This is a genomic window from Stenotrophomonas sp. STEN035 (assembly GCF_056759935.1).
This window is the reverse complement of sequence record NZ_JBRRDY010000062.1, coordinates 1-11,301: the sequence shown is the minus strand read 5'-3', so window position 1 is coordinate 11,301 and position 11,301 is coordinate 1. Positions and strand designations below refer to the sequence as shown.

11 protein-coding genes are annotated in these 11,301 nt (G+C 64.8%); 7 read left to right on the top strand and 4 right to left on the bottom strand.

The features are described 5' to 3' along the window. Positions 1-126: 126 nt before the first annotated feature. From ACVOLL_RS20175 to ACVOLL_RS20165, 3 genes are all read right to left on the bottom strand, one after another. Positions 127-717 carry a cysteine dioxygenase family protein gene (locus ACVOLL_RS20175; protein WP_481514516.1) on the bottom strand — a complete coding sequence of 197 codons (591 nt, stop codon included), beginning with the start codon at positions 715-717 and terminating at the stop codon, positions 127-129. A gap of 56 nt (positions 718-773) precedes the next feature. Beyond that, positions 774-2,378: a carboxylesterase/lipase family protein gene (locus ACVOLL_RS20170; protein WP_481514515.1), complete on the bottom strand. Its 1,605-nt coding sequence runs from the start codon at positions 2,376-2,378 to the stop codon at positions 774-776. Positions 2,379-2,453: 75 nt separating this feature from the next. Further along, complete coding sequence (locus tag ACVOLL_RS20165; protein WP_481514514.1) at positions 2,454-3,440, bottom strand: alpha/beta hydrolase; 987 nt, start codon at positions 3,438-3,440, stop codon at positions 2,454-2,456. 140 nt (positions 3,441-3,580) lie between these two features. Between ACVOLL_RS20165 and ACVOLL_RS20160 the strand changes: the two genes are divergently transcribed. From ACVOLL_RS20160 to kduD, 7 genes are all read left to right on the top strand, one after another. Further along, the gene (locus ACVOLL_RS20160; RefSeq protein WP_481514513.1) at positions 3,581-4,408 is read left to right on the top strand and encodes a 2-keto-4-pentenoate hydratase; all 828 of its coding nucleotides are present in this window, start codon (positions 3,581-3,583) and stop codon (positions 4,406-4,408) included. A gap of 37 nt (positions 4,409-4,445) precedes the next feature. Next, positions 4,446-5,450: a TRAP transporter substrate-binding protein gene (locus ACVOLL_RS20155; RefSeq protein ID WP_481514512.1), complete on the top strand. Its 1,005-nt coding sequence runs from the start codon at positions 4,446-4,448 to the stop codon at positions 5,448-5,450. A gap of 13 nt (positions 5,451-5,463) precedes the next feature. Further along, on the top strand, positions 5,464-6,000 hold the full coding sequence (locus ACVOLL_RS20150; RefSeq protein ID WP_481514511.1) for a TRAP transporter small permease: 537 nt from the start codon (positions 5,464-5,466) through the stop codon (positions 5,998-6,000). 3 nt (positions 6,001-6,003) lie between these two features. Then, entirely contained in the window at positions 6,004-7,287 is a 1,284-nt protein-coding gene (locus ACVOLL_RS20145; protein WP_481514510.1) for a TRAP transporter large permease, read from the top strand. Positions 7,288-7,375: 88 nt separating this feature from the next. After that, positions 7,376-8,953 carry a family 43 glycosylhydrolase gene (locus ACVOLL_RS20140; RefSeq protein WP_481514509.1) on the top strand — a complete coding sequence of 526 codons (1,578 nt, stop codon included), beginning with the start codon at positions 7,376-7,378 and terminating at the stop codon, positions 8,951-8,953. A gap of 15 nt (positions 8,954-8,968) precedes the next feature. Then, the gene (locus ACVOLL_RS20135; protein ID WP_481514508.1) at positions 8,969-10,054 is read left to right on the top strand and encodes a LacI family DNA-binding transcriptional regulator; all 1,086 of its coding nucleotides are present in this window, start codon (positions 8,969-8,971) and stop codon (positions 10,052-10,054) included. Positions 10,055-10,272: 218 nt separating this feature from the next. Continuing rightward, on the top strand, positions 10,273-11,028 hold the full coding sequence (kduD, locus tag ACVOLL_RS20130; protein ID WP_282270993.1) for a 2-dehydro-3-deoxy-D-gluconate 5-dehydrogenase KduD: 756 nt from the start codon (positions 10,273-10,275) through the stop codon (positions 11,026-11,028). Here kduD and ACVOLL_RS20125 read toward each other — a convergent pair. After that, a partial coding sequence (locus ACVOLL_RS20125) for a hypothetical protein (RefSeq protein WP_481514507.1) occupies positions 10,994-11,301 on the bottom strand: 308 nt, incomplete at its 5' end. The two genes, kduD and ACVOLL_RS20125, sit on opposite strands and share 35 nt — an antisense overlap.

Below are 11,301 nucleotides of genomic sequence, written 5' to 3'. Positions count from 1 at the left end.
CTCGGCGAGCTCCTCTCTGCTGGCGTCATCCTGTCTCAGCTGGGCTACCGCTCCGGCCGCGCCACTACCGATGTCGGTTGGATTGCCGGCTTCGCGGCTTACGCCGCTCCTACAAAAGCCGCCGGCTCACGCATCCAGCCCCAGCTCTCTGCACTCACGCGCATACCAGCGTGGCGCATCATCGATCGGCTGGAATACGTGGCTGCGCTCCATCACGCGTTGGTAGACGTGCACCGAGATCGCAATCCGCTCGGTGTCGCTGTTGCGCAGCGTGTGGAATTCATCCGGTGGAATCAGGTTGCCAGCGCTGCCCTTGCAGCCATGCAGGCAATCACGCGGTGCAAACCGGTAGCGCTCGCCATCGCGCTCCAGCATCCGGTACGGGGTGATATCCAAGCTGCCCTGCCACACGCCTTCCACGCACCACAGGCCATCGTGGTCATGCAGCGGCGTGCCCTGCCCCGGCCCCCAGGTCATGGCGATGATGCTGTAGCCATGTTCCGGGCTGCGGTAGATCTCGCGGCGCGCGTAGTGGCCGTGCACCGCTGCATGCACACAGGCCGGCAGTACGATCTGCGGATCGCGGATGGCGCGTTCCAGCACAGCCTGCACCTGGGCGACCGTGCTGTGGGTATCGCTGGCCTGCAAGGCGGCGTCGATACCGTCCAGCAGGCGCTGGCGGCCGGCGAATTCGGGATGCGGCGATTGCAATGTCATCGCCGCAGTCTAGGCAAGGCAGGTAAAGATTCCGTTGAAACTATCTGCCAACCAGCTCAGAAGGTGCCGCGCTGGATGAAGGGCGCCTGCTGGTAGAGCCGACGTTCGCCGCCACGTGGGTCGTCCATCTGCCGGCTTTGTGTGTCGAACAGCAGCGTTTGTCGGCGTTCCAGGCCGTACTGCTGCCACTGCGGCAGGCCGGCGTGATTGGGATCGCCGTGCCGTGCGAAGGCCAGCAAGGCATCACTCATCGTGTCGGCGAGCTGCTGCATCGCGGCACCGCTGCCGGTGCGGGAACCCGGCTGGGCGTTGTTGTGGAACACCAGCGGGATGTCCAGGGTATGGAAGGCGCGCAGCCTGGCGCCGTCGCCATCGCGGTCATAGCCGTCCAGCTGGTACGCCCAGGTCGGTGCACCCTGGCGTGCGCGCGCTTCCAGTTCTTCCACCGCACCGCGCCAGGAGCGTCCGGCGGTGGTGGCGGCGAAGAACACTTCCGACGGTGTGTACTGCGGATACAGGCGGCGGTACTCAGCAATCACCACCGATGGCAGCAGGTCCACGTATTGCTGGGCTTCGAGCTTGGCCGGCAATTCCTCCCAGCTCAGCTCGAAGTTCTTCGGATCGTTGCCGAGGAAGGCGCGTGTTTCGTCATGGGTGTTGCCGATCACCATCGGGATGGTCGCTGACTGCTGCGGCGCCTGCGGCCAGAACGGATGTACCGGCAGGTTGCGTGCATCCAGCACCGGGCCGACATAGAGGCTGCTGTTCTCCACGCGCGATGGATCGCGCACTTTCACCGCATCGAGCAGCTGCTGCATCGGCATGCGTCGCAGTGCGGCCGGATCGGCCTTGAGGTGATCGAGCACCAGCTGCGCACGTTGTGTGGCCGCGCGCGGGCCGGCGGCGGTGGCCTGCTGGCCGCTCATCGTCCAGGCGCGGTGGAACAGGCCCTTGGCCGCCGGCATCGCCATCAGCGTGGCGATCTTGGCGCCGCCGCCGGACTGGCCGAACACGGTGACGTTGTCGGCATCACCGCCAAACTCGGCGGCGTGCTGGCGTACCCACTGCAGTGCCTGGATAAGGTCGAGCTGGCCGACATTGCCGGAGTCGGCGAAGGTCTCGTCGCCGAGCTGGGCCAGGTACAGATAGCCGAACAGATTGAGGCGGTGGTTGACCGTCACCACCACCACGTCGCCGCGTCGGCTCAGGTTGCCGCCGTCATACAGCGGGTCGCTGCCGGAGCCGTTGTTGTAGGCGCCGCCATGGATGTAGAACAGGATCGGCCGCTTGCCGCCGTCGCGCAGTGCAGGCGTCCACACGTTGAGGTAGAGGCAGTCCTCGCTGCCCGGGCCTTCGCTGCCGGTTTGCGGGGCGGCGGCTGCGTACTCGAACGCATCGCGTATGCCGCGCCAGGCTTGTTCCTGCAGGGCGGACTGGAAGCGGCGTGGCGCGGTGTCGGCGCCATAGGGGATACCGCGGAATACGTGTGTGCCGTTCTCGGTTTGGCCGGCCAGGCGGCCGCTGCGGATGCGGGCGATCGGGCTGGCTGGGGTGTTGGCCCAGCTGGTGTTGCTTAGGGTGGCAAGGCTGGTTGCTGCGGCCAGCAGGGTGGTTTGTTGGAGGAAGCTGCGGCGGGCTTGGTTGTTCGGGGTTTGCGGCATGGTGGTGTCCTGGGATGTTGGGGATTGGGCGCGGTTCGCCCTCTCCCCAACCCCTCTCCCGGTGGGAGAGGGGCTTTAAAGGCTGGGCTGCTGTTGCGATGCCATCCAGCTCAGGGCCAGTTGTGGCCAGGCGGCGGTGGTCAGGCCTGTGGTGCCGCGTGTGCCGAAGCCGTGGCCGCCGTGTGGGAATAGATGCAATTCGCTGCTGACGTTTGCACTGCGCAGGCTGTTGTAGAACAGCAGGCTGTTGCCTACCGGTACTACGTCGTCATCGGCGGCATGCAGCAGGAAGCTTGGCGGTGTATCGGCGCGGACCTGCAGCTGCATCGAGTAGTGCTGCAGCAGTTCGTCGCTGGGCGCGCTGCCGAGCAGGCGGTCGCGTGAGCCTGCATGCACGTCGTCGCCGCGCATCGTGATGACCGGGTACATCAGCAGCTGGAAGTCGGGGCGTGCGCTTTCCGCGTCGATTGCGTCGCTGTGCGGATAGACGTTGCGGTCAAAGCCGTTGCCCAGCCGCGCGGCCAGGTGGCCGCCGGCCGAGAAACCCATCGTGCCGATACGCTGCGGGTCCAGGCCCCAGTCCTTGGCGTGGTGGCGGATCAGCCGCAGTGCACGCTGCGCATCGGCCAGCGCCGCTTCGCGATCGGCACGACCTTCGCCGGGCAGCCGGTAGCGCAACACGAACAGGGTTACGCCACCCTGCTCCACCAGGGACGGCACCAGCGCCGTGCCCTCCTTGTCCAGCACAACGCGTTGATAGCCGCCGCCGGGGATCACCAGCAAGGCACTGCCATTGGGTTTGGCCGGGCGATAGGCCACCAGATACGGTGCGCTGACATGGTCGATATAGCGGTCCGGCAGCGCCGGATCGCTGCTGCGTTCGACGATGCGCTGCGCCAGCGACAGCGGCTTGTCCCCCGGTGCCATACCCTGCGGCCATAGCGCGATACGGTCGGCCGACCCCGCTGCGGGTTCACCATCGGAGGCGGCCATTAGGGTTGCAGGAAGCAGCCCGACAAAAGCGGCGAAAGCCAGCTGCAACAAGGGTTTCAATCGAATCATGGGCGTAACGGTCAGGTCTGGGTCGAGGGCGTGGTACAGCTTCTGGTGCAGTGCACATTGTCAGATGACACCGGTTTACCTTATACAGCCAGTCACAGCACTGTCGATGGGCAGTGCAGCAAAGTCACCAGGAGACGCACTTGAGCAACGACCAAGGCAGCCAGCCGCAGGCGCCAGCCGCGCTGGACGAGATTGCCCGCACTTTTGTGGAAGCACGCCGCGACGGCCGTTCGCTTCCGGATTTCCCCGGGATCATCCCGGACGATCTGGTCACCGCCTATCAGGTGCAGGATCTGGCGATCGGCCGCTGGGATGACAGCGTGGTTGGCTGGAAGGTCGGCTATATCGCCGCCGAGCGCCGCGACAGCTCCGGCGACGATCGCCTGCTCGGCCCGATTTTCAAACGCAATCTCTGGAATGCTACCGGTAGCATCGTGGAGATCCCGGTATTTGCAGCCGCAGGCGGTTTCGCCGCGGTGGAGGCCGAATACGTGCTGGAATTGCTGGCCGATGCACCGGCCGACAAGCTCGACTGGACCCCGGAAGAAGCCGAAGCGCTGCCGGCGCGTCTGTTCATCGGCGTGGAAGTGGCCAGCAGCCCGTTGAAGACCATCAATGTGCTCGGCCCGCGCGTGGTGGTGTCCGATTTCGGCAACAACAACGGCCTGGTGCTGGGCGCCGAAGTGCCGAACTGGACCCGCTGCGACGAACCGGAGCTGCGTGCGCAGACCGAGATCGACGGTGTCGTGGTCGGCACCGGTGGCGCCACCACCCTGCCTGGTGGCCTGCGCGCGGCCTATGCCTTCGCGCTGTCGCGTTCGGCCAAGCGTGGCCGGCCGCTGAAGAAGGGCGAACTGATCGCTACCGGCAATGCTACCGGCATCCACGACATCGCCGTGGGCCAGCAGGCATTGATTCGCTTCGCCGGTTACGGCGACATTTCCTGCAAGGCCGTGCCCGCCGGGTAATCCCGGCCGCCACGGTAGCAACGCGTTGGAGGGCGCTATGGTTACTCGAAGAGGCTTTCTCAAAACCGGCATGGGGGCATTGGCCATGCCGGTACTCGCCGCCTGCTCTGGCGGCAGCAAAGGTGCGGCCGGCGGCAGTCAGCTGCTGACCGCCACCGATGTGCATGTGGCCGACTACCCGACGGTCACTGCGGTGAAGTGGATCGGCGAACAGCTGCTGCGCGCAACCGGCGGCCGCCTGGGTTTGAACCAGTTCCACTCCGGCCAGCTCGGTCGTGAGTCCGAGGCAATCGACATGGCCCGCTTCGGTGCCATCGACATCACCCGCGTCTATTCCGGTGCACTCAACAATGCGTTCCCGCTGACCCGCGCGCTGTGCCTGCCGTATGTCTTCGACTCGGTTGCGCACATGCGCCGCGCGCTGGACGGCGGCATTGCCGATGCGGTGCTGCAGGGTTTTGAAACCCGCGAACTGGTCGGCCTGGCGGTCTATGACTCCGGTGCGCGCAGCTTCTACAACACCAAGCACCCGATCATCACGCCCAAGGACCTGCACGGCTTGAAGCTGCGCGTGGCCAACTCGGACATCTTCCTGCAGCTGATGCGTCTGTTCGGTGCCAACCCCACGCCGATGTCGCTGGGCGACACGTTCTCCGGCATGGAGACGCACATGATCGACGGTGCCGAAAACAACATGCGCAGTTTCCATTCCAGTCGCCATTTCGAGGCCGCGCATTACTGGTCGGAAAGCCAGCATTCGTATGCGCCGGACATCCTGCTGATGTCGCGCCGCAGCTTGGATGCGCTGACACCGTCCGATCGTCGCCTGATGATCGACCTGGCGCGGCAATCGGTGCAGGTGATGCGCACTGCCTGGGATGCGTCCGAAGACAAAGCGCGCGAGGCAGTACTGGCAGCCGGGGTGAAGTTCAACGCTGTCGATATGCCGGCGTTCCGCGCCGCTGCCGAACCGCTGCTGCGTGACTACCTGCAGCAGGCCGATATCGCCGCGCTGCACCGTCGCATCCGCGACTTCGCCTGAGGGGGCCGTACCGATGTCTGATTCCAACGTACAAGCGGCCCCGGCAGGACTCCAGCGCGTGCTGGAGAAACTCGCCGACGTGGTCATCTACATCGCCGTCGCCGCCCTGCTCGGGTTGGTGGTGGTGCAGGGCTGGCAGGTCTTCGCCCGCTACGTGATCAATGATTCGCCGAGCTGGACCGAGCCGGTCACGCTGTTGCTGCTAAGCACCACGATGAGCATGGGTGCGGCAGCCGGTGTGTATACCAACCGCCATTTCGGCTTCTTCCTGCTGGCCGAGCAGATGCATCCACTGGTCAAGCGGCTGATCGATGCACTGGTGCCGCTGATTGTCGGCACCATCGGTGGCTTCCTCGCCTGGTGGGGTTGGGTGTTGTGGCTGGACGGCCTGCACATCAAGACCGCCGGTGCCAACCTGCCGCAGAGCGTGAACTACCTGCCGCTGAGCATCGGTGGCGCGCTGATGGCGGTGTTCGCACTCAATCGCCTGCTGTTGTCGCTGCGCGCAGGCGCCGGCAAGTCTGCCAACGCTGCTGAAGGGGACCGCTGAGTCATGGGTATCGCTATTCTTTTCCTCGTGTTCGGCGTGCTGCTGTTGATCGGCGTGCCGGTGGCCTATGCCTTGGCCGCGGCTGCGCTGGCCACCCTGCTGTATCTGGATATCCCCAGCATCGTGCTGGTGCAGCAGATTTCCGCCGGTACCGGCTCGGCCTCGCTGATCGCCATTCCGCTTTTCATCTTTGCCGGTGAAATCATGATGCGCGGCGGTATTTCCGAGCGTCTGATTTCCCTGGCCTCATCGCTGGTCGGGCGCTTGCGCGGCGGCCTGGGCCAAGTCTCTATCCTGTCCTCGCTGTTCTTCGGCGGCGTGTCGGGTTCGGCAATCGCCGACGTTTCGGCGGTTGGTGGCACGATGATTCCGCAGATGGTCAAGCGTGGCTATGACCGTGACTTCGCGGTCAACGTCAGCATCACCGCCGCCTTGGTGGCGTTGCTGGTACCGCCCTCGCACAACCTGATCCTGTTCTCGGCCGCGGCCGGTGGTGGCCTGTCCATTGCCGATCTGTTCGCCGCAGGCATCGTGCCGGCCTTGTTGATGACGCTGGTGCTGATGATCACCGGCTACGTGGTCGCGCGCCGTCGCGGTTACGGCGTGGAAGCCTTCCCGGGCTGGCGCGCGGTGCTGCTGCGACTGGTTGCCGCCCTGCCCGGCCTCGGCCTGGTCGGCCTGATCTTCTTCGGTATCCGCGCCGGCATCTTCACCGCGGTGGAATCGGCCGCCATCGCCGTGGTCTACGCCTTGCTGGTGACCACCGTGCTGTACCGCCAGCTGCGCATCAAGGAGTTCTTCGAGACCGTCATCCACGCGGCACGCAGCACCGGTGTGATCCTGTTCGTGATCGCCACCGCTGCGGTGTTCGGCTGGCTGCTGGCCTACCTGCAGGTGCCTGCAGCGGCGGTGGACTTCCTGCAGTCCTTCGCCCACAGCAAGTACATGGTGCTGTTGATGATCGTGGTGATGCTGCTGTTGCTGGGCACCTTCATGGATCTGGCGCCGATGATCCTGATCTGCACGCCGATCTTCCTGCCGGTGGCCAAGGCCTATGGTATCGACCCGATCCACTTCGGCCTGGTGCTGGTGCTGACCGGTGGCCTCGGCCTGGTCACGCCGCCGGTGGGCTCGGTGCTGTTCATCGGTACTGCCATCGGCAAGATCAGCGTCGGCGAAAGCATGAAGACCATCTGGCCGTTCTGGATGGCCGGGCTGGTGGTGCTGTTGATTGTGACCTTCTTCCCCGAACTGTCGCTGTGGCTGCCGGCCTTGCTGCGTAGCTGATGCATGCACGCTGCGGACAGGTTCGCGCCTGTCCGCAGCCGTGGTTTGACGCTGGCGTATCTGCCGCGCCTTCAACCTGGAGATGTCGATGAACGTGACCCGTACCCTGGCCGCGCTGGCCACCGCATGCCTGCTGGCCGCCGTGCCGGCCTGGGCCGCCGATGCACCGATCAGCCCGAAGCGTGGCATCGAGCACCAGCGCATGGCCGATCTGGGCAATGGCAGCTTCCTCAACCCGGTGCTGGCCGGCGACCACCCGGATCCATCGGTGCTCAAGGACGGTGATGATTATTACCTCACCCTGTCCTCCTTCGACGCCTATCCCGGCCTGCCGATCTGGCATTCGCGCGACCTGGTCAACTGGCAGCCACTGGGCCATGCCATCACCACCAACGTCGGCGCGATCTGGGCGCCGGACATCATCAAGCACAAGGGCCGCTACTTCATCTACTTCCCGGCGCGCACCGGTGAGTCGCGCAGCAACTTCGTGGTCTGGGCCGATGACATCAAAGGCCCGTGGAGCGAGCCGATCGACATCGGCCTGTCCGGCTATATCGATCCCGGCCACGCCGTGGGCGAGGACGGCAAGCGCTACCTGTTCCTGTCCGGTGGCGATTACGTACAGATCAGCGACGACGGCCTGAGCGTGGTCGGCAAGCCTAGGCATGTCTACGACGGCTGGCGATACCCGGAAAGCTGGGACGTGGAGTCGTATGCGCAGGAAGGCCCGAAGATCAGCCGGCGCAATGGCTGGTATTACATGACCACCGCCGTTGGCGGCACTGCCGGTCCGCCGACCGGGCACATGGTCATCACCGCACGCTCGCGCTCGGTCCACGGGCCGTGGGAAAACGCACCCAACAACCCCATCACCCGCACCGTCGATCGCGCCGAGCCGTGGTGGTCGCGTGGCCATGCCACCTTGATCGAAGGCACCGATGGCCGCGGCTGGATGATGTACCACGGCTACGAGAATGGTTACTGGACGCTGGGGCGGCAGATGCTGCTGGAGCCTATCGAATGGACCGACGATGGCTGGTTCGTGGCCAAGGGCGGTGACCTGGGTGCGCCGCTGGCCAAACCGTCCGGTGAAGCGGTACCGCATGGCATGGCGCTCTCCGATGACTTCAAGGGCGGCAAGCTCGGCCCGCAATGGTCGTTCTTCAACCCGACTCGCGAGGAGTACCAGCGCCTGTCCTTCGACAAGGACGGCATGAGCCTGCAGGGCAAGGGCAGCACCCCGCGCGATGCCTCACCGCTGACGGCCATCGCCGGTGACGTCGCCTACGAATTCGAAGTGGAGATGGACATCGAGCCCGGTGCCTTCGCTGGCGCCCTGCTGTTCTACAGCGACCGCCTGTACGCAGGCGTGGGCAGCAATGGCGAGCAGTTCATCCTGCACCGCTACGGCGAGGAGCGCCCCACCCGGCCCCAGCCCAGTGCCACTGGCGGCAAGCTTTGGCTCAGGGTCACCAACAACCGCCACATCCTCACCATCCACAGCTCCAAGGACGGCCGGACCTGGCAGAAGTATCCTGTTCAGATGGAAGTCTCCGGCTACCATCACAATGTGGCGGGGAAATTCCTTGCGCTGAAGCCGGCCATCTACGCCGCCGGCAATGGCAAGGTCCACTTCCGTCAGTTCCGCTACCGCGCACTGGATTGAGCGCGGCCCGATAGAATGAATGTATTGAACGGTTTCAAGGACATCGCCTTGCGCAAGAAAGCCGACGCCGCCGCCACGCCCCAGTCACTGGGGCGGCCCGCCACCATCAACGACATCGCGCGGCTGTCGGGCGTTTCCAAGAAGACGGTCTCGCGGATCATCAATAACTCGCCGCTGGTGCGCAAAGACACCCGCGACAAGGTGGAAGCGCTGATGCGTGAGGTCGGCTACACGCCCGACCCGCTGGCCCGCGGGCTGGCGTTCCGGCGCTCGTTCCTGATCGGCATGGTCTACGACAACCCCACCGCGCAATACGTGGTGGACATGCAGAACGGTGCATTGGATGCGCTGCGCGGCTCCAGCTTCGAGCTGGTGGTGCACCCCTGCGACACCCGCAGCCCTGGCTACATCGAGGGCGTGAAGCGCTTCGTGCAGCAGCAGAAGCTGCACGGTGTGATCCTGGTGCCACGCGCGTCCGAAGATCAGGCGCTGGCCGACATGCTGGACGAGATCGGCTGCCGCTTCACCCGCATCGCCGCCCTGCCGCTGGATGAAACCTCGCAGATGGTGATCACCCACGACCGTGACGGCGCTGCCGAAGCGGCCGATTACCTGCTGTCGCTGGGCCACCGCGACATCGCCCTGATCACCGGCCCCACTGCCTATCGCTCCGCGCATGAACGCACCGCTGGCTTCCTTGAAGCCCTGGAGCGGCGTGGCATCGAGCTGCCGCCGGCGCGCATCATCGAGGCCGGTTACACCTTCGAATCCGGTGTGGCCGCGGCCGAGAAGCTGCTGCTGGGCAAGCAACGGCCGACCGCCATCTTCACCGGTAACGATGAAATGGCCGCCGGCGTCTACAAGGTCGCCATGCGTGCCGGCATCAGCATTCCACGCGAATTGTCGATCGTTGGTTACGACGACAGCCCGCTGGCGTCGCGTCTGTGGCCGTCGCTGACCTCGGTACGCCGCAACACCCGTGACACCGGGAGAACAGCGGCTGCAATGCTGATCCAGCCCGAGGGCAAGACCGCCATGCCGATGGCCAGCGTGCGCCCACATCTGATCGTGCGCGATTCCTGCCAGCCGCCACAGGACTGATCCAGCTCAAGTTTCTGTTTTAAAAAGGAAATAACTTATTTTGCAGTGCAAAATGACACCGGTTTCCATAATTGGCTAGAATCGGCCGGCAGGCCCGCGGATTGCAGTTGCGGGCCACTGGACAGATGCGCTGACCGGACCCGCTCCGGTGCCATCGCCCCGCTCCGGCACCCGCCGCCGGCAGCACCATCGAACTACCGCTCTGGGAGAGGAACAGCATGACGAATCCATTCAGTCTCGAAGGCAAGGTCGCCCTGGTAACCGGTGCCAATACCGGTCTGGGCCAGGGCATCGCGCTGGCGCTGGCCGCCGCCGGTGCCGACATTGCCGGCGCCGGCATCGTCCCGGCCGACGAGACCGCCGAAAAGGTGCGCGCGCTGGGCCGCCGCTTCCTCAACATCGAAGCCAACCTGATCAGCATCGAGCCGGTCGAGCGCGTGGTTGCCGAGACCGTTGCCGGCCTGGGCCGCCTGGATATCCTGGTCAACAACGCCGGCCTGATCCGTCGCGCCGATGCCGTGGATTTCAGCGAGAAGGACTGGGACGACGTGATGAACGTCAACATCAAGTCCGCGTTCTTCATGAGCCAGGCTGCAGGCAAGCACTTCATCGCCCAGGGCAGCGGCAAGATCATCAACATCGCCTCGATGCTGTCCTTCCAGGGCGGCGTGCGGGTGCCGTCGTATACCGCTTCCAAGAGCGGCATTGCCGGCATCACCCGCCTGCTGGCCAATGAGTGGGCAGGCAAGGGCGTGACCATCAACGCCATCGCCCCGGGCTATATGGCCACCGACAACACCGCACAGTTGCGTGCTGACGAAGACCGCAACAAGGCGATCCTGGACCGCATTCCGGCCGGCCGCTGGGGCAAGCCGGAAGACCTGGGTGGTACGGCCGTGTTCCTGGCTTCGAGCGCGTCGGATTACGTCAACGGCGCGATCATTCCGGTGGATGGTGGTTGGTTGGCGCGCTGAGGCGGAAGCTGAAAGGCAGGTCAGAAGCGTAAAGCTGAGAAGCTAGAAGCGCCCTCACCCCAACCCCTCTCCCGCGTGCGGGAGAGGGGAGAGCAAGAGCCAAGGCAGAAGCAACAGCCAAGGCAGAAGCCAAAGCAACAGCCAAGGCAGAAGCCAAAGCAACAGCCAAGGCAGAAGCCAAAGCAGAAGCCAAAGCCAAAGCCAAAGCAGAAGCCAAAGCCACAGCCAAAGCAGAAGCCAAAGCCAAAGCCAAAGCCAAAGCAAAAGCAGAAC

Bases quoted from the DNA above. Each gene is read 5' to 3' on its own strand.
- ACVOLL_RS20175 (WP_481514516.1), bottom strand. From the start codon at position 717: ATGACATTGCAATCGCCGCATCCCGAATTCGCCGGCCGCCAGCGCCTG.
- ACVOLL_RS20170 (WP_481514515.1), bottom strand. From the start codon at position 2,378: ATGCCGCAAACCCCGAACAACCAAGCCCGCCGCAGCTTCCTCCAACAA.
- ACVOLL_RS20165 (WP_481514514.1), bottom strand. From the start codon at position 3,440: ATGATTCGATTGAAACCCTTGTTGCAGCTGGCTTTCGCCGCTTTTGTC.
- ACVOLL_RS20155 (WP_481514512.1), top strand. From the start codon at position 4,446: ATGGTTACTCGAAGAGGCTTTCTCAAAACCGGCATGGGGGCATTGGCC.
- ACVOLL_RS20150 (WP_481514511.1), top strand. From the start codon at position 5,464: ATGTCTGATTCCAACGTACAAGCGGCCCCGGCAGGACTCCAGCGCGTG.
- ACVOLL_RS20145 (WP_481514510.1), top strand. From the start codon at position 6,004: ATGGGTATCGCTATTCTTTTCCTCGTGTTCGGCGTGCTGCTGTTGATC.
- ACVOLL_RS20140 (WP_481514509.1), top strand. From the start codon at position 7,376: ATGAACGTGACCCGTACCCTGGCCGCGCTGGCCACCGCATGCCTGCTG.
- ACVOLL_RS20135 (WP_481514508.1), top strand. From the start codon at position 8,969: ATGAATGTATTGAACGGTTTCAAGGACATCGCCTTGCGCAAGAAAGCC.
- kduD (WP_282270993.1), top strand. From the start codon at position 10,273: ATGACGAATCCATTCAGTCTCGAAGGCAAGGTCGCCCTGGTAACCGGT.